The 18697-nt window shown below is 39.5% G+C and carries 17 protein-coding genes and 1 other annotated feature; of the genes, 5 read left to right on the forward strand and 12 right to left on the reverse strand.

What is annotated here, in order from left to right; all coding sequences use genetic code 11:
- Window positions 1-15 precede the first annotated feature (15 nt).
- The 8 genes from infC to GOM46_RS05905 form a co-directional block, all read right to left on the reverse strand.
- Window positions 16-546, reverse strand: a complete 531-nt coding sequence (gene infC / locus GOM46_RS05870) for a translation initiation factor IF-3 (protein ID WP_006149857.1) — start codon at window positions 544-546, stop codon at window positions 16-18.
- A 15-nt stretch (window positions 547-561) separates the two neighbouring features.
- Window positions 562-692: a sequence feature (ribosomal protein L20 leader region), on the reverse strand.
- A 107-nt stretch (window positions 693-799) separates the two neighbouring features.
- Window positions 800-2194: a peptidoglycan-N-acetylglucosamine deacetylase PgdA gene (gene pgdA / locus GOM46_RS05875; protein ID WP_235083327.1), complete on the reverse strand. Its 1395-nt coding sequence runs from the start codon at window positions 2192-2194 to the stop codon at window positions 800-802.
- Window positions 2195-2309: 115 nt separating this feature from the next.
- Window positions 2310-4037, reverse strand: coding sequence for a septation ring formation regulator EzrA (ezrA, locus tag GOM46_RS05880; protein WP_235083328.1), 1728 nt, complete (start codon window positions 4035-4037; stop codon window positions 2310-2312).
- Between the two features lie 80 nt (window positions 4038-4117).
- Entirely contained in the window at window positions 4118-6064 is a 1947-nt protein-coding gene (gene gyrB / locus GOM46_RS05885; protein ID WP_006149880.1) for a DNA topoisomerase (ATP-hydrolyzing) subunit B, read from the reverse strand.
- A gap of 14 nt (window positions 6065-6078) precedes the next feature.
- Window positions 6079-6642, reverse strand: coding sequence for an HAD family hydrolase (locus GOM46_RS05890; RefSeq protein ID WP_006149930.1), 564 nt, complete (start codon window positions 6640-6642; stop codon window positions 6079-6081).
- A 109-nt stretch (window positions 6643-6751) separates the two neighbouring features.
- Window positions 6752-7300, reverse strand: a complete 549-nt coding sequence (locus tag GOM46_RS05895) for a DJ-1 family glyoxalase III (RefSeq protein ID WP_006149907.1) — start codon at window positions 7298-7300, stop codon at window positions 6752-6754.
- A gap of 10 nt (window positions 7301-7310) precedes the next feature.
- The gene (locus GOM46_RS05900) at window positions 7311-8534 is read right to left on the reverse strand and encodes an FtsW/RodA/SpoVE family cell cycle protein (RefSeq protein WP_006149934.1); all 1224 of its coding nucleotides are present in this window, start codon (window positions 8532-8534) and stop codon (window positions 7311-7313) included.
- A 32-nt stretch (window positions 8535-8566) separates the two neighbouring features.
- Window positions 8567-11017: a bifunctional DnaQ family exonuclease/ATP-dependent helicase gene (locus GOM46_RS05905; protein WP_025169970.1), complete on the reverse strand. Its 2451-nt coding sequence runs from the start codon at window positions 11015-11017 to the stop codon at window positions 8567-8569.
- Between the two features lie 121 nt (window positions 11018-11138).
- Between GOM46_RS05905 and GOM46_RS05910 the strand changes: the two genes are divergently transcribed.
- A complete protein-coding gene (locus tag GOM46_RS05910) occupies window positions 11139-11324 on the forward strand; it encodes a hypothetical protein (RefSeq protein WP_006149832.1) in 186 nt (61 codons plus the stop codon).
- A 23-nt stretch (window positions 11325-11347) separates the two neighbouring features.
- Here the strand turns inward: GOM46_RS05910 and GOM46_RS05915 are convergent, their stop codons facing one another.
- The 4 genes from GOM46_RS05915 to GOM46_RS05930 all read right to left on the reverse strand — a co-directional run bounded on the left by GOM46_RS05915 (window position 11348) and on the right by GOM46_RS05930 (window position 14725).
- Window positions 11348-12196, reverse strand: a complete 849-nt coding sequence (locus tag GOM46_RS05915) for an NAD(P)H-hydrate dehydratase (RefSeq protein ID WP_006149957.1) — start codon at window positions 12194-12196, stop codon at window positions 11348-11350.
- 116 nt (window positions 12197-12312) lie between these two features.
- Complete coding sequence (locus GOM46_RS05920) at window positions 12313-13170, reverse strand: bifunctional methylenetetrahydrofolate dehydrogenase/methenyltetrahydrofolate cyclohydrolase (RefSeq protein WP_006149835.1); 858 nt, start codon at window positions 13168-13170, stop codon at window positions 12313-12315.
- Between the two features lie 137 nt (window positions 13171-13307).
- The gene (locus GOM46_RS05925) at window positions 13308-14042 is read right to left on the reverse strand and encodes an amino acid ABC transporter ATP-binding protein (protein ID WP_006145885.1); all 735 of its coding nucleotides are present in this window, start codon (window positions 14040-14042) and stop codon (window positions 13308-13310) included.
- Entirely contained in the window at window positions 14042-14725 is a 684-nt protein-coding gene (locus tag GOM46_RS05930) for an amino acid ABC transporter permease (protein ID WP_006149889.1), read from the reverse strand. The genes GOM46_RS05925 and GOM46_RS05930 overlap by 1 nt, the downstream gene beginning before the upstream one ends.
- A 198-nt stretch (window positions 14726-14923) precedes the next feature.
- Here GOM46_RS05930 and GOM46_RS05935 point away from each other — a divergent pair, with 198 nt between their 5' ends.
- The 4 genes from GOM46_RS05935 to GOM46_RS05950 all read left to right on the forward strand — a co-directional run bounded on the left by GOM46_RS05935 (window position 14924) and on the right by GOM46_RS05950 (window position 18545).
- The gene (locus GOM46_RS05935) at window positions 14924-15154 is read left to right on the forward strand and encodes a DUF1797 family protein (protein ID WP_004253825.1); all 231 of its coding nucleotides are present in this window, start codon (window positions 14924-14926) and stop codon (window positions 15152-15154) included.
- 239 nt (window positions 15155-15393) lie between these two features.
- Entirely contained in the window at window positions 15394-17643 is a 2250-nt protein-coding gene (locus GOM46_RS05940; protein WP_049530939.1) for an ATP-dependent Clp protease ATP-binding subunit, read from the forward strand.
- Window positions 17644-17732: 89 nt separating this feature from the next.
- Window positions 17733-18182 carry an NUDIX hydrolase gene (locus GOM46_RS05945; RefSeq protein ID WP_235083329.1) on the forward strand — a complete coding sequence of 150 codons (450 nt, stop codon included), beginning with the start codon at window positions 17733-17735 and terminating at the stop codon, window positions 18180-18182.
- A 63-nt stretch (window positions 18183-18245) separates the two neighbouring features.
- The gene (locus GOM46_RS05950; RefSeq protein ID WP_006149955.1) at window positions 18246-18545 is read left to right on the forward strand and encodes a DUF1827 family protein; all 300 of its coding nucleotides are present in this window, start codon (window positions 18246-18248) and stop codon (window positions 18543-18545) included.
- The last annotated feature ends 152 nt before the right edge of the window (window positions 18546-18697 follow it).

The raw sequence follows: 18697 nt of genomic DNA on the forward strand, positions 1-18697 counted from the left end.
TAACTTTCTGACAGATTATTTCTTGTCAGTTGCTGGTGCCAACTGCATAAACATTTGACGACCATCCATTTTAGCACGTTGTTCGATGATAGCAATATCTTGAGTTGCTTCAGCGAAGTCTGCTAAAACTTTTGCACCAATTTCTTTATGGGTAATCATACGTCCCTTAAAGCGAATAGATACCTTTACTTTGTTTCCTTTTTCAAGGAACTTACGAGCATTGCGAAGTTTAGTTTCGAAGTCACCCTTGTCGATAACTGGGCTCAAACGAACTTCTTTCACGGTCACAACGCTTTGTTTTTTGCGTTGTTCTTTTTGTTTCTTCTGGTACTCAAATTTGAACTTACCGTAGTCCATAATTTTCGCAACAGGAGGTTTAGCTTGAGGCTGAATGAGAACCAAGTCCACGTTAGCTTCATCCGCAAGTGCTTGCGCTTCGCTTAGTGGTTTGATACCCAATTGCTCACCTTCAAGACCGATTAAGCGAACTTCGCGTACACGAATTTCATCATTGATGAATAAGTCTTGCTTTGCTATGGTTTTCACCTCTTTTTTTAGTTTAGAGAAAAACAAGAGCGGACTTGCTAACGCAAATCCGCACTACATGATTATATTTCATTCCTGAAACTTGATCTGTAGGGGCCAGACAACGTTAGTCGCAAGGCGAGAAGTTCTCACTTCTGCTTTTCTCATCTTGTATATGATATCAAGTTTTCCCCTACTTGTCAAGATAAAAATTTATCTTTTTTATTTTTTCTCAATGGAATTTTGATTCAAGTCAGTTCCTTAGGTATTGACTCTACTGATTCCGTGAATAGTAAATCTCATGTGGTTTCACATGGTTACCTAGCAATTCAGATACTGTAACAAAGCTATATCCTTGTCCTTGCAGATACTCAATAACTTTTGGCAATGAGTTAACGGATGTTTGATGGATATCATGCATGAGGATGATAGATCCATTTGTCGCTTGACGTTGAATCTCAGTTAAAATAGCAGCCTCATTCTTGCTCTTCCAGTCCAAACTATCAACATCCCACATAATAAAGCTCAAATCCAGGCTGTTGCGGATATCATCTGAAACAGCACCATATGGAGGTCGCATCAATTTTGAACTTGTTCCAAGTACACTAGTAATTGCTGATTCTGTATCCGTAATTTGCTTCTTAGCATCTTCCAATGATAGCTTGGTTAGAACTGGATGATTCCAACTATGGTTTCCAACTTCATGGCCTTCAGACTGCATACGTTTAAGGATTGACTCATTGCCTGCAATATTCTTTCCTTGTACAAAGAAGGTTGCTTTTATTTTGTACTTTGCTAAAATATCCAAGGCTTGTGGTGTTGTTGTTGCATTTGGACCATCGTCGAAGGTGAGAGCTACAACTTTTTTATGTTTTTCCTCTTGAACTTTTTTATAAAGTTCAGCATCTTTTTCTGTTAGATATGATGTTTGAATAAAATCAAAGAAATTTGAAATAGGCATTGCTATTTCTTCTATATTGTTAGTTGCTTTGACTGGATAAAGAACCAATTGACTATCTTTATAGGCAAACTTCCAAGTTGATAATTCTGTCGCTGATAAATCAGCTGAAACTTGATCAACCACTGATTGCTCAACTTGTTTATCCTGAAGAGTAGACTTAAGATCTTCGAGTAATTTTTCCTTAGCTTTGCTTGTATCTGTGAAAAGTTGGTCCAGAGTAAAGACAGAACCATCTTCTTTTAGATAAAGCTGACTGAGTGTGGTATTTTCTAATTCGACAACATTCGAATTTACCAAATTAAAAGCTTGCTTTTTAATCAATCGATTTTCAACCCCAGTTAAAGATGAGTCCCCTTTTTCTGGGTAATAAAAAATCAACTGTTCTTTTCCTTCTACTTTGTCAGTGATATCCTTTACAATCTCATTCTTAACAGAGGAGATAACACTATCTCCAACCATTGGATAATAGGTGATAATCTCTGATTTTTCCTTGCGAAAATGTTCCTTTTGAGTGCCTTGTGAGTAGACTTCATCTTTTTCCTTCTTGAGACTTTCAATCTTTTGTTCGAAAGCATGTTTACTCATCACTTTATAGGTAATTACACTGCCAAGTGCTAACATTGTTATAAATAAAAGCAAGACAAGAGTGCCAAGCTTTTTATTATTTTTCTTCTTTACTTTATTCTGGGGTAATCTCTTTTTTGTCATAGTTTTATCATATCAAATCAGAGCTATAATTTCAATGAAAACACAGAAGAAAGTCGTTTTTAATAGGAAAGGAAAAGTAAAAGAACCCTGGCACATTCTAGGGTTCTTTTTAAAATTAGAAGCGAATACTTTCTCTTGTTTTCTCATAAGAAGTAACAAAACGGTTGGTTACTCCTGGCTCAGCAACTTCTAATGCTTGAGAGATTTTTTCGAAAGATGCTTGGTAATCAAAGGTCGTTTCAAAGATATTCAAAGCTTCTTGGAAAGCTTGTTGAATACGATCATCAAATGATCTGTAACGGTTAGAATATTGAAGCAATTGTTCTGTCAATGTTGCATTTTGAACAATACTGTATGTTTCTTCTTCCAACATATTCATATCATTTGTCGCAATCTCAAGAATACGATTGACAGATTCGATATTCACTTGTGCTTGTTCCAACTCAGCCATTAAGTCTTCTGTACTGTGACTTGCATCAAAGAAGAGCTTCAAGAATTTTTGTGGAATTCCTGGAAGATTTCTCTTCTCCATATAGCGTTTAATGGTATGTAGACGGTTGACGTATACATTTGCTTTTTGACGAGCATTGATGTCATCTTTTTCAATCTGAACAAGGCGTTCGCTGACACCGATTTGGTCATCTTCAATATCTTTTAATGTAGATTGGAGACTTTCTAAACGTTCTTGCAAGACAGAGTATGCTTCTGAAACTTCTGATTGGTCGTTTGTCAATTCTTCAATTGTAGTATTCAAGGCAGAAATATCTGCTTGAAGGCGACGAACTCGATTCACATCGCTTTCTGAAATCAAGTAAGTTTTACCAAGACGTTCGATATCTTTAACCAAGACTTGATTGTTTTCTTTCAAGTGTTGAAGATATGTAGGTAGGGTTGTTACCAATTTCTCGAAAGCTTTATGAGCGTTAATTTCACGAGTGAAAATATCATAAAGCGCATTGATTTCTTCTTGGATTTGAGTATTTTCATACTCTGCGTTATCCAATTCTAACTTACGAATATTCTCGTGATTGTTTTTCAAGGCTTCATATAGAAGTTGAAGTCGTGATTCGATATCAGTTTCTACAAAATGGTAGTTATCGTCCAAAAGCTTACGGTAACCTGCTTCTAAATCCTCAAGCTGGTCTGGCAACTCAGTAGTAAGTTTAGCCACAATCGCTGGAATTCTTTCAACGATATGTGTCAACGCAAGAATATGATTTTCTGCGTTATCCAAAATACCTGCTGCTTCAACTGGGTCACCTGAAGAGTTCAAGGTTACAAATTGAGAAAACTCAGATTGGATATTCTCCAATTGTTTTTCAATTTCTGGAAGAGCTTGACCATATTTTTCAGAATCTTCGGCTACAGTATTTTGTAGTTTTTCAAACAAGTCTAAGGCATGCAATACGCGTCCGCTATTTTTTGATTCTTGTTTTTCCAAATCTGACAAAGCATTACGGATGGCTGCGATGTCCTCTTCTACGAGTTCGATTTGACTCTCAATTTGATCAATTTGGTGTTTAGCCTTCAAGAAACGGAATGAGCTATTGTAACCTTCAGCTTCAAAGAGGTTATTCTCAATATCCGCAAATGAGTTAAGAGATAAATCAACCCATTTTTGGTTCCATTCTCTAAAAGCAACCTGACTTTGACCAATCAGATGCATGTTTTTAACAACCTCTACCTCATCATTAACGGGGAGATTATATAGTTCTTCTTTTCTTTCTTCTAAAGTTGCAAGTCTACTCTCATTACGTTTACGAAGCAAAATTGCTACTGCAAAGGCAATAAGAAGCAGAACTGCGATTCCAATCAAGGTAATAATCAACTGATTATCTGTCATATCTAACTCCTTTTATACTTGACACAATTGTAATGATTATATCATATTTTTAAAGCCTTGGGAACTATTTCCTAATTTTTTTAAACGTCAAGAGTACTGTACACAGCGTTTTCTTCGATAAATTCTCGACGTGGTTCTACTCGATCACCCATGAGCATATCAAAAATCTTATCTGCTTCAGCAGCATCATCTACTGATACACGGGCCATAAGGCGATGTTCAGGATTCATAGTAGTTTCCCAAAGTTGGTGGTCATCCATTTCTCCAAGACCTTTATAACGTTGAATGGTTGGTTTTGAACGACCTTCACTGTAGCGAGCCAAAGCTTCTTGTAAGCGAGTTTCTTGGTCTGCTCCTGGTTGAATATATTCTTTAATCTCACTACCAACTTTAACACCGTAAATAGGTGGTTGAGCGATATAAACATAACCCGCCTCTAAAACAGGTTTCATATAGCGATAAATCAGAGTTAACAAGAGGGTACGGATGTGAGCTCCATCGACATCGGCATCCGTCATAATAACCAGTTTTTGGTATCGAGCCTTGCTGACATCAAATTCTGCACCAAATCCTGTTCCCATTGCTGTGAAGAGACTACGAATTTCTTCATTAGCAAGGATTTTATCCATACTTGCCTTTTCAACGTTAAGGATTTTCCCACGAATAGGCAAGATAGCTTGAAATTCACGGTCACGCCCTGATTTTGCAGAACCTCCCGCTGAGTCTCCTTCGACGATAAAGAGTTCCGTTTCAGCTGGATTATTTGATGAACAGTCAGCTAGTTTCCCTGGTAGATTTGAAATTTCTAAACCTGATTTCTTACGAGTCACTTCTCGTGCACGTTTTGCTGCCACACGAGCCTTAGCTGCTAGGATACCTTTTTCTACGATGCGCTTAGCAATCTGTGGATTTTCCAAAAGGAAATCAGAAAATGCATCACTGAACAAGCGGTTGGTAATCTTGACAACTTCACTATTCCCAAGTTTAGTTTTCGTTTGCCCTTCAAACTGAGGGTTTGGATGCTTCACAGAGATAACCGCTGTCAATCCTTCACGGACATCCTCACCTGTTAGGTTATCTTCGTTATCTTTTAGAAGTTTGTTTTTACGAGCATAGTCATTGATAACACGAGTTAAGGCTGTACGGAAACCTTGTTCATGTGTTCCACCTTCATGGGTATGAATATTGTTGGCGAAACTCATGACATTCTCGTGGTAACCCGTTGTGTACTGCATGGCGACTTCCACTGTAATATCATCCATTTCACCATCTGTGTAGATTGGTGTATCAAAGATAACATCCTTATTTTCGTTGAGGTACTCAACGTAGCTCGCAATCCCACCTTCATAGTGATAATGCTTAGTCTGCTCTAGTCCTTCACGTTTGTCAGTGATAGAGATTTGAAGCCCACGATTCAAGAAGGCTAACTCTTGAATCCGTTTATTTAATTTGTCAAAGTCAAATGTTGTTGTCTCTGTGAAAATTTCTGGGTCTGGAGTAAAGTGAACGATTGTTCCTGTTTTATCTGTATCCCCAATTACCTCTAGGTCAGCCACAACATGTCCACGACGGTATTCTTGGTAATGAATTTTTCCGTTTTTGTGAACGCGAACATCCAACTGAGTTGAAAGAGCATTTACAACGGATGAACCTACACCGTGGAGACCACCAGATACCTTGTATCCGCCACCGCCGAATTTACCTCCGGCGTGAAGAACAGTAAAGACTGTTTCAACGGCAGGACGACCTGTTTTTTCCTGGATATCAACTGGAATCCCACGACCATCGTCAATAACTGTAATTGAATCATCTGGCTCAATAAAAACTTCGATATGACTAGCGAATCCAGCCAAGGCTTCGTCGATAGAGTTATCTACGATTTCCCAGACTAGGTGGTGAAGACCTTCCTTCGAAGTTGAACCGATGTACATACCTGGACGCATACGAACAGCTTCCAGACCTTCCAAAACTTGAATTTGACTGGCATCATAATCTTGTGCCTGTTGGTTTTTAATATCTTCTGTCATGTTTCCCCTTTTTCTTACATGTCTATTGCTTGTTTTAACGCTACAACGTTCTCAAAGAGATAGGCATCTAAGCCTGCAGCAAGTCCTGCCTCTACATCAATAGCACGGTCACCAATGACCAGACCAGATGTAATTTGATACTTATCACGTAAATAAATCATCGATTCAGGATTTGGTTTACGTTTAAATCCTGAACTAGCTGTCACTACTTCTGTAAAGTATGGTGCTATCTTTGTTTTTGAAAGAATCTCCAATACCTGATCATTTCGATGAGAAACCAAGAAATTACGTCCACCTTGGTCTGATATTTCTTCCAAGAGCGCAGGAATCCCATCAAACAATACCGGGTGTTCAAGATCACGGGCTTCATTTTCTTTATATTTCTCAAGAAAGTTTTCAATATCTGGAGCATACTTTTCGATGGCAAAGGCAGTCGAAACCTTCAAAGCTTCGTAGACACTGTCGTGCTCCTGATCAATCCCAAACTCTGCTAATGTTTCTACAAAAGCTGCTGTAGAAGTTTCATAATTATCAAGCAGGGTTCCACCTAAATCCCAGATGTAATCGTGATATTTCATACCCTTCATTATACCATTTTTTTATAAAAAAAGCGATGTTTACCTTGGTTTTGACCTTAAAAAAGAGAAGAATCTTCTCCATCAAGAAAGATTCTCCTCAATTTGTTCATTATTTTTCAAATAGGTCTGTGTAGAGCATGCCATTTCTTAGAGATTCAGCATCTCCGCCCAGTGTTTCAACCAAGTGGTAAGCAAAGGCTAAAGCTGTTGCTGGCCCACGGCTAGTGATAACATTCCCATCCACTACTACTGTTTCTTTATGGTAGTGACTGTTAGCAATTTGTTCCTGGACTCCATCATAGCAGGTGAAGTTTCTACCTTCTAGTAGACCTGCCTGATTCAATGCAATTGGAGCCGCACAGATGGCTGCTACCTTTTTACCGATTTTCTCAAATTTTTGAAGTTCAGTGATCAATTGTTCATTGTCCCGCAAGTGGGCAGAACCAGGCATACCTCCTGGAAGGACAATCATATCATACTCTGATAAATTTCCATCAAACACTCGATCGGCTTGAACTTGAATGGCATGTGAACCTGTCACTTTTTCAGCAAATCCGACCATATGGCAGGTGATATTTGCGCGACGCAAGACGTCTACGACAGTCAAGGCTTCAATTTCTTCAAAGCCATTTGCTAGGATAACTGCAACTTTAGGCATAGCGACCTCCTTATTTCACTTTCTTCAGTACAACTTTTTTACGTTTAAATCTTGTTCGACCACTCTTTTCATCGGCGAGATGTGTTTGGTAGCTCATCGATAAAAGAAGACCGACACCGATGAGATTACTGATAATGGCTGATCCCCCTTGGGAAATAAAGGGCAAAGGAATCCCCGTAAGAGGAAGGAGTCCTGTGACGGCACCGATGTTCTCAAAAATGTGGAACAAGAGCATCATGATAAATCCTGTAGAGATATAGGTGTAAAATTGATTGTTAGATTTGAGAGTAATCTTTAACATACGATAGATGAGGAGCAGATAGAGTGCAATCACTACAACTGAACCAATAAAACCAAAATCTTCAGCGATAACTGTAAAAATCATGTCACTCTCACGGACTGGAATGAGGAGATTGGACACGTTAAAACCTTGACCAAATACTCCACCACTACCGATGGCAATTTGACCCTGCGCCTGTTGATAGGTAGTTGTTTGAGCATAATCAAAGGGATTGAGCCAAGCCAAGATACGGTTAATCTGATAAGTCGGCATGCCAAGTTGGTGCATAAAGGCACGCCCATCCTTTGTAATGAAGATGGCTAAAAATCCTGTAATGGCTGATACAACTGTTACAAAGACTGGAATGATAATCTTCCAAGAAACACCTGACAACAAGACAAGACCTGCAAAGATCGCAACAAAAACCATTGCCGTTCCAAGGTCACTTTGTAAGGCTAGCAACACTAGAACTGGAATCGTGAAAACGATCATCCAAAGAATCAAAAGAAAATCTAAACCGATGGTCCGTGCTTGGTCCTTGTATTTTTTAGTGAAAGTTACAATCACATAGGCCAACATCAAGATATAAGATATCTTCATGAATTCGGAAGGTTGAAAAAGTGTATAACCACCGATTGATACCCAGTTTTTTGCACCTGTTGCAGCAACTAAACTTGGATTATAGAAGACCAAGGGTAAGACCATCAAGGCTAGACCAAGACCATATAGATAGGGGGTGGACTGCCATAAAAACTTGGTGTTAAAAAACATAACTACAAAACTAAAGATAATCCCAAGTGCTATCCAAGCCAGTTGTTGTCCAAGTATGGGCCAAACATTGTTTGGGTAGTCATGACTAACTGCTATATAAATCGCTACAACTCCTATTACCAATAGACAAAACACTGGTAATATTAAACTATAATCGACCCTAGAGTCGAATGAACGTTTCATAACGGCCTCCTTCATTCTTTCTGATATTCAATTCATTGTTTATTTAAAAATTCTTGAACGTTGACAAACACTTGCTCTCGGCTAATATTCCTTACTCGACTAGTGCGAGACAAGGCCTTGCTGATTTGCTTGCCATATCGTTTGCTTGACATGCGGCTGTCTAAAATCAAAACTGCGGAGCGTTGACCAACTCGGCGCATGGTCCTACCTATCGCTTGCTTGAGACGAATAATCGCCATAGGAAGTTGGTAATCATAAAAAGGGTTCTTCCCTTCAAGACGGAGTTCTTGATTCATCTTTTTGGTAAATGGATCCTCTGGATTTTGGAAAGGCAAACGTGTCACCACTTCAATCACCCGAGGATGTCTGGAAAAATCGACTCCTTCCCAGAAACTCCCCGCACCAAGTAAGAGCTCACGCTCTCCTTTTTCAAAGCGTTTTTTCAATTGAGCTGGTTCCCCATGCTTATATTGAGCTAAATGGGGAATTCTTAAAGTATCAGATACCTGCAGCAATAAATCTTTTGCAGTAAATAAGACTAAAATCGGTTCTTCAAGGTAGGACAAATCTTCTAGAACTTCCACAACTGCTTGTGCATATTCCTCAAGCGAAACTTCAGTCACCAATGGAAAATCATTCACCAAGAAAATTTCCTGATTTTCCTGAAACTGTTCATCTAGGTAATAAATATTTGCTTGCGGGAATCCTAACAATTCTGGCAAAGAAACTCTGCTACTAATTTCTAGGGTTGCAGAGATTCCGAGAAGCTGGCAGGATTCTGGAAATATCTGAGAAAATAACAAACGCTGATCGCGACTAGAAGTAATCTCGATTTTTTTACTAGAGAGTTCTGAAACTGATAACCAAAATTCTCCTTCAGACGAGAAAAATCTCTGATAGTCTTTAAATTCTGGAAGATTCAACTCTGAAAAATCCTGTTGGAGCTTATCAATGCTACTAGCTGGGCACATCTTACGTTTGCCAGATAGAAACTGCTCCAGCAGATAAGAAAGCTCAAAACGAATACTCTCTAGCAAGCGTCTTTCAAGCATGCCTTCTTCTTTAGATAGAGCTTGATCTAATTGTTCTAGCAAATCTGTAAGCAAATAAGATTTTCGAGAAAGATTTTCCAAGGTCAACAAGATTTTCTGGGCTTCATCCAAAATCAAGAAACGTCCCTCTAAAAGACTCGGATCATCTTCAAGTCGAGTAACGAGGTAAGCATGATTGGTCACTAGCAACTTACAAGAACGCGCTTTTTCCTGACCACGTCTCCAAAAATCCTCTAACCAAAAGAGAGAATCTTTGTGAAGATTTCCATCATGCACCAAGTTTGGTAAAAATTGCTGGTAGCGATAAAGCTGACCAATTTCGTCTAAGTCTCCAGTATCTGTCTCAGTCAGCCAAACTAGGAGTTGCATCTTGAAACGCGTATACAAACGATTTGATTCTTCTTCCTCTAGCACTGCATGAAAGGCATCTAACTTCAAGTAATTCTGTGGTCCTTTGAGACTGTGAATAGAGATATGAAAAATCTCTTCGAGTTTTTTAGCCTCCTCATGCATTACCTGATTTTGAAGGATTTTAGTTGGAACACTAAGTAGGATCCCCCCTTCATTCTCAAGAGACAAGGCTGGCAGGAGATAGCCATAGGTTTTTCCAATCCCAGTTTGAGCCTGAATAAAAGAAATGTCTTCCCCTTGCAAGCACTCTTGAACCTTTTGTGCGAAGCGTTCTTGCAAGTTTCTCTCCTCCAACCCCAACAAGGCAATATTGGTTTGGAAATCTTTAGATAGTTTTCGTGGAGAAAGGGCTGATTTTTCTTTTCTCAAAAATAGACCTTGCACCTCGACCAAGTCATGTTCAACTAAGAGAGACTGTTTCTGATAAACTTCCTCGATGACCATGTATGATTCGTACAATAAGCTATCAGCCAGACTTAATAAGCGCTCCAACAAACCTTTTGGAAGTTGAAACATCTTTTGTCTCATACAAAGAAAGAGTTCTGCCGTTGCTTGGGCATCTGATAAGGCTGTGTGAGCTTGCTCCAAGGGAATTCCCAACTCTTGGCAGAGAATTCCAAGATTATACTTTTCAAGCTGAGGATAAAAGACTTGAGCCAACTCAACCGTATCGATACGAGGGGTGCGTAATTCATAACCTTCAAAAAACAGGAATTCTGCCAACAAATTGGCATCGAACTGAACATTGTGCGCAACAAAAATACCGTCTTTGACCAGTTCAAAAATCTTTCCAGCTACCTGGGAAAACTCTGGAGCCTTTGCTAAACGCTTATCAGTCAAACCCGTTAATTCTTTGATATGAGAATCCAAGTGTTCATGCGGATTGACATCAGTGGCATATTGCTCAACAATCTCACCATCTTCAATGACTACAATTCCCACTTGGATGATTTTTGCCTTGCTTCCGGTACTTGTTGCTTCTAAATCTACAACCACATACCGATCATTTCTAAAATTCATCACTAAAAATTATATCAAAATTTACACCATTTGACACCCATGAACTTTATTTGAAGAGTCAAGTTTCTTGCAAGATTTAAACAAAAATGATTGAATAAAATGGTAGAAAAGGAGGAAATTCATGAACCCATTGGATTTGTTTAATCAAGTAAAAGAACTCGTCGAGAAAAAAGATTTTTCTGCAGCAAAAACATTTGTTGAAGAAAACAAGGATCAACTAGGGGACTACCTTAGCCAAGCGCAAGCATTGGTTTCAGGCTCAGAAGGGCTTGACGGTCTTGTAGATAAGGTCAAAGGCCTCTTCTAATAGTCAAAAGACACCTGAAAAATTCAGGTGTCTTTTTGTATTTTCTTCATGAATGCAGGAATATGTTGACTAATCGTGGTTGGCAGAACTACATAATTGTCCTCAGCTAGTTCTTGGGCAATTGCTGAATGCAGATATGTCGCTACTGTCACTCTTTCATAGAGACTAACTTGGTGAAATTGACCTACAAAGCCAGCGATCATCCCAGCCAGAGTATCCCCCATACCCCCAGTCGCCTGATAAGGACCCCCAACCTCTAACTGATAAAAATCATCTTGACCAGCTTGCCAGATTCGAGTCGCAGGACCTTTTTGAACTAGAATCGTCCCTGAAGGAAAACTCTTCAAAGCCTCTCCTGTTTCCTCAGCTCCTTGAGAAGTCAAATCTAAGCCTGATAAGACTTGCCATTCCCTTTGATGTGGAGTTAAAACAAGGTGGGCTTTAGGAAATTTCAACCCCGACTTAGCAAAAATAGATAGGGCACCACCATCCAGTATGAGAGTCTGGTCTTGGTCTAAATGATCAAAAACTGTTTGGAGAAGCTCTTCTCCACGCCCATCATCCACTAGTCCAGGTCCAACCAAGACAATGTTAGCCTTCTGCAACTGTTGCTCAAGTAATTGCTTATCGTCAAGAGCAAAAGCCATAGCCTCTGGAAGATGGCTATGCAGAGCTGGAATATTCTCTTTATCCGTAGCTACTGTCACTAAGCCTGCACCACTTCTAACAGCCCCTAAGGCAGCCATAATAATCGCTCCACCATAAGGATACGTTCCACCAATCAAGAGAAGACGACTGTAGTCTCCCTTATGACTAGAACGAGGACGCTCGATGATCACTTTTTTTAGTAAAGCTTTCTTAATATCCTTCATTATTACTTCCTTACTACTTCTTGTCTCTCATTATACTACAAAATAATAGATAGAAGTATCATTACAGAAAATAAAAAGTCGAGATATTACTATCTCAACTATTTTTCATAGTAAACTTAGTCTTTATCCAGCGTTCTTAAAGCAGCCTGATAAGTTTGCTCCATCAGCATGGTAATCGTCATAGGCCCAACTCCACCAGGTACAGGTGTGATATGGCTAGCGACTGGTGCAACAGCATCGTAGTCAACATCTCCACAGAGCTTGCCATTTTCATCTCGGTTCATTCCCACATCAATGACAACTGCACCAGCTTTGACAAAATCAGCAGTCACGAACTTAGCACGGCCGATTGCTACTACAAGAATGTCGGCTTTAGATGCTACTTGGGCTAGATTGTGGGTGCGAGAGTGGGTCAAGGTGACAGTTGCATTTTTAGCCAAGAGCAACTGAGCCATGGGTTTGCCAACAATATTTGAACGACCAATTACGACCGCATTTTTACCTTCTAAATCAATCCCATACTCATGAAACATCTCCATAATTCCTGCTGGAGTTGAAGGAATCATCACTGGATGACCAGACCAAAGACGCCCCATGTTGAGCGGATGAAAACCATCTACATCCTTTTCAGGGTCAATGGCCAATAAAACTGCCTCTTCATCGATGTGTTTTGGCAATGGCAACTGGACCAAAATCCCATGCCATGCTGGATCTTGATTGTATTTGGCAATCAACTCCAACAATTCATCTTGAGTAATGGTCTCCGGAACACGTACAACTTCACTATGGAAACCCGCTGCGATTGCTGAACGTTCCTTGTTACGAACGTAAACCTGGCTAGCAGGATTGCCCCCAACCAAAATAACCACCAAACCAGGAACCAAGCCTGTCTCTTCCTTTAGTTTGGCTGTTTTTTCAGCCAGTTGTCCTTGTAGCTTGGCTGCTAAAGCCTTCCCATCAATAATCTGTGTCATGTATTTTCTCTTTTCTAACAAATATCCTCTATTATAACAAAAAATCGCTCGACCTTCTAACACTTCTTACCTAAGATTCCCTATAGTCTGAAACTATAAGAAAAAGCCCCCTTGGAGCTTTTCTGATAAACAATGTTTTACAAAACCTTACTCAAGAAATCCTTGGTTCTTTGTTCTTGTGTTTGGTCAAAAACTTGCTCAGGTGTTCCATCCTCGACAACTACACCGTCAGCCATAAAAATAACACGGTCTGCCACTTCACGCGCAAAACCCATCTCATGTGTTACGATGACCATGGTCATACCTGACTTGGCAAGTTCTTGCATAACTGCTAGTACTTCCCCTACCATTTCTGGGTCTAGGGCAGAAGTCGGTTCATCAAAAAGTAGGACATCTGGTTCCATGGCAAGACCACGCGCGATAGCAATACGCTGTTGCTGACCTCCAGACAAACTTTGTGGATAGGCATCAGCCTTATCTGGCAAACCAACCTTCTCCAAGAGCTCATGCGCTCTCTTTTCAGCCACTTCTTTATTTTCTCCCTTAGTCTTAATTGGAGAAAGTGTAATGTTTCCCATAACTGTCATATTTGGGAAGAGATTGAATTGTTGGAAAACCATTCCCATCTTTTCACGCATAGCAAAGAGGTCATTTTTCTTATCCGTAATGTCTACACCTTCAAAGATAACCTTTCCTTTTGTAGCCTCTTCGAGGAGATTCATGGAACGAAGGAGGGTTGACTTACCGCTTCCAGAAGGGCCGATAATGACCACTACTTCCCCTTTTTTGATTTCAAGATCAATCCCTTTTAAAACTTCATTCTTTCCAAAGCTTTTATGAAGGTTTTCAATTTTAATTAGCGTTTCAGTCATTATTTCTTATCTCCTTGTCCCATACGATTTTCAAAAGCTTTCAAGGCTACTGTCAAGATAGATGTCATAATTAAGTAGTAAAAAGCTGCAAATAGAAGTGGAGTCAATGGTAGATATGTGGTTGTTGACACTGTAGTTGCTCCATTCCACAATTCCATAACCCCGATAGCTGACAAGAGCGAGCTATCCTTGATAATGGTAATAAACTCATTCCCCAAGGCTGGTAAAATATTCTTGATAGCCTGTGGCAAAATAACATAGCGCATAGCATTTTTAGGACGAATACCTAGTGAATAAGCTGCTTCTAGTTGTCCTTTTGGCACTGCATTAATTCCAGCACGAACAGTTTCTGATACATAGGCACCACTATTCATAGAGATAATGATAATCCCTGGAATCAAACGAGTGAGATCGACATCCAAAAATCCAATTTGAATCGTTGGAGCACTAATATGCATCAATGCATAGGCAATCATAATCTGTACCATCATCGGAGTTCCTCGGAAAATCCAGATATAAAGATTAGCAAACCAAGCAAGTGGCTTAATCTTTGAACGTTGTGCAAAGGCCAACAGTACCCCTAAAATGGTTCCCAAAAAGACAACTAAGATCGAGATAATAATCGTAACAACAGCACCATAGTTAAAATATGGCAAGTATTTCGGTAAAAAAGAAAAATTCATGGACACTCTACTTTCTATATTTAAACTTAAAACTTGTATAAGGATAACATATTCTGCATAAAAATGCAACATTTTCATCTAAGATTTTCAATAAATTTTCAAAGACGATAGAAATAGCGAGAAATCTTAGTTTTTTTCTAGTCAAGTGGAGTCTGTTTATGGTAAAATAGTAAAGATAAGAAATGGAGGAGAATCAAAATGGAATCACATTTGGTTAGAATCATCAATCGCTTAGAAGCAATGACAAAAGATGGTGGTAACTTAAAACGTAACTTTGAACGCGAAGGAGTTGTTGTCGCAGAGGTTGCTTTTAACCACGACGAAGAAAACGGACCACTTTTCACACTTCGTGACGTTGAAGCTCGTGAGACTTATACATTTGATAGCATCGACCTTATTGCGATGGAAATTTACGAACTTTTATACTAATCGTTAAATAAAGGCAGAGAATACTTCTGCTTTGACCAAGAAAATCCTTTTTGTACGACAAATAGGATTTTTCTTTTTACCCTTAAAGGTTTGACTATAATAGACTCGCAACATCAACTTTAATACTCAATCTTTTTACTTGCTTTCCCCTTCAATCATGATATAATGAGACTAAAGAACTTTGACTATTTTTGACCTTTCGGTTTTAGTCAAGGCCAAGAAAGAAACGAGGTAGAGGTATGCTCTGTCAAAATTGTAAAATCAATGACTCAACAATCCATCTTTACACTAATCTGAATGGGCAACAAAAGCAAATCGATCTTTGCCAAAATTGCTACAAAATTATCAAAACAGATCCTAACAATAGCTTATTTAAAGGAATTACAGATTTAAACAATCGTGATTTCGATCCATTTGGAGATTTCTTTAACGACCTGAACAACTTTAGACCTTCTTCTAATAGCAATACTCCTCCTACCCAGTCAGGTGGTGGATACGGCGGTAATGGTGGCTATGGTTCCCAAAATCGTGGACCGGCTCAAACTCCTCCTCCTAGTCAGGAAAAAGGACTCTTGGATGAATATGGTATCAATGTTACTGAGATTGCCCGTCGTGGAAATATCGACCCTGTGATTGGTCGTGACGAAGAAATCATCCGCGTTATTGAAATTCTCAACCGTAGAACCAAAAACAACCCTGTCCTTATCGGTGAGCCTGGTGTTGGTAAGACAGCCGTTGTCGAGGGCTTAGCTCAGAAAATTGTTGATGGTGATGTTCCCCATAAACTTCAAGGGAAAGAAGTCATTCGCCTAGATGTTGTCAGCCTTGTCCAAGGTACAGGAATTCGTGGACAGTTCGAAGAACGCATGCAAAAACTCATGGAAGAAATTCGTAAGCGTAAAGATGTCATCCTCTTCATTGACGAAATTCACGAAATCGTCGGTGCTGGTTCTGCTGGAGAAGGAAATATGGATGCAGGAAATATCCTCAAACCAGCTCTTGCTCGCGGCGAACTCCAACTAGTTGGTGCTACTACCCTCAATGAATATCGCATCATCGAAAAAGATGCAGCCCTTGAGCGCCGTATGCAACCTGTCAAAGTTGATGAACCAACTGTGGAAGAGACTATTATTATTCTTAAAGGTATTCAAAAGAAATACGAAGATTACCACCACGTTCATTATACTGACGGAGCTATCGAAGCAGCTGCTACTCTCTCTAACCGCTATATCCAAGATCGTTTCTTGCCGGATAAGGCCATTGACCTCCTAGATGAAGCTGGTTCTAAAATGAACTTAACCTTAAATTTTGTGGATCCAAAGGTCATCGACCAACGTTTAATCGAAGCAGAAAATCTCAAGGCACAAGCAACCCGCGATGAAGACTTTGAAAAAGCAGCCTACTTCCGTGACCAGATTGCTAAATATAAGGAAATGCAAAAGACCAAGGTAACGGATCAGGATACCCCAATCATCAGTGAAAAAACAATCGAACACATCATCGAACAAAAGACCAATATCCCAGTTGGTGATTTGAAAGAAAAAGAACAGTCTCAACTGATCAACCTAGCAGATGACCTCAAGGCTCATGTTATTGGTCAAGATGATGCTGTCGATAAGATTGCTAAGGCTATCCGTCGTAACCGTGTTGGGCTTGGAACACCAAACCGTCCAATTGGTAGCTTCCTCTTTGTTGGTCCTACAGGTGTCGGTAAAACAGAACTCTCTAAACAACTGGCCATCGAACTCTTTGGTTCTGCTGATAGCATGATTCGCTTTGATATGAGTGAATACATGGAAAAACACAGCGTTGCTAAACTCGTCGGTGCTCCTCCAGGATACGTCGGCTATGATGAGGCTGGACAATTGACTGAAAAGGTTCGTCGTAACCCCTACTCACTGATCCTCTTGGATGAAGTTGAAAAAGCCCATCCAGATGTTATGCATATGTTCCTTCAAGTCTTGGATGATGGTCGTTTAACAGATGGTCAAGGTCGGACTGTTAGCTTTAAGGATGCCATCATTATCATGACCTCAAATGCAGGTACAGGTAAGGCAGAAGCTAGCGTTGGTTTTGGTGCTGCTAGAGAAGGTCGTACCAACTCTGTTCTTGGAGAATTAGGCAACTTCTTTAGTCCAGAATTCATGAACCGTTTTGACGGCATTATCGAATTCAAGGCTCTCAGCAAGGAAAATCTCCTTCAAATCGTTGACCTCATGCTAGATGATGTGAATAAGCGACTTTCCAGCAATAATATCCATCTCGATGTCACAGAAAAGGTCAAAGAAAAACTTGTAGACCTTGGTTACGATCCAAAAATGGGAGCTCGTCCACTCCGTCGTACCATCCAAGACTATATCGAAGATGCCATTACAGACTACTACCTTGAAAATCCTAGTGAAAAAGACCTCAAGGCAGTCATGACAAGTAAAGGTAAAATCGTGATTAAGTCCAAAAATAAAACGGAAACGGTCGAGTCAAACGACTAGTTCCTCACATACAAAAGAATGTTCTTGCTTGACAGTGAGAACATTCTTTACTATTATAGAAAGAAAGCGCACTCACGAAGGAGAAATTTATGGCAAATCCAACATTTGGAGAAAAAAAAGAGGGAGTAACCTACAAAAATAGATATGGCGTTTATGCAGTCATACCTGATGCAAACCACGAAAAGATTATCCTCGTCCAAGCTCCAAATGGTGCATGGTTCTTACCTGGTGGGGAGATTGAAGCAGGCGAAAACCATCTCGAAGCTCTCAAACGAGAACTAATTGAAGAGTTGGGTTTTACTGCTGAAATCGGCACCTATTATGGACAAGCGGATGAGTATTTCTATTCTAGTCATCGTGATACCTACTACTATAACCCAGCCTATCTCTATGAAGCCACTTCTTATCAAGAAATTCAAAAACCTTTAGAAGATTTTAATCATCTAGCTTGGTTCCCAATTGATGAAGCTATTGCAAACTTGAAACGTGGCAGTCATAAATGGGCAATCGAAGCTTGGAAAAAACAGCATCAAATTTAAGCTAACTTTTCCAATTTCCCTAAAAAGTGCTATAATAGACATAGAAACACAGGAGGAAACCTTATGAAGCTCATCAATACTACAAACTCACACTCGCTTCTTGTTAAAAATCAGTTAGAAAGTACTGACGCAACGCTTGTAGAAGTTTATTCTGCAGGTAATACAGATGTTATTTTTACTCAGTCACCGCTTCATTACGAAATCCTCATTTCCAATAAACACCGTGCAATCCGTGAAAAAGAAATTGAGAAAATCCAAGAATTCTTCTTAAATCGTAAAATTGATAAACAAGTTATTGATGAAGCAAATATCAAAACCCTCTATTCTGATAAATTGATTGAAATTTCAATTCCAACAAAATAGATTCTAACTAGACTTTAAATCTACCCCGCAAGGTTAAACCGTGTGGGGTCTTTTCATACCTACTTTTCTAATAGAAATTCTAGAAAAACTGCATTTTCTTATACTTTTTGTGAATATTTCACATTAAAATCGAAAAAAAGAAGAAATTTAGT

It is taken from the genome of Streptococcus infantis, assembly GCF_021497965.1.
In the GTDB taxonomy this organism is placed as follows: domain Bacteria; phylum Bacillota; class Bacilli; order Lactobacillales; family Streptococcaceae; genus Streptococcus; species Streptococcus infantis_B.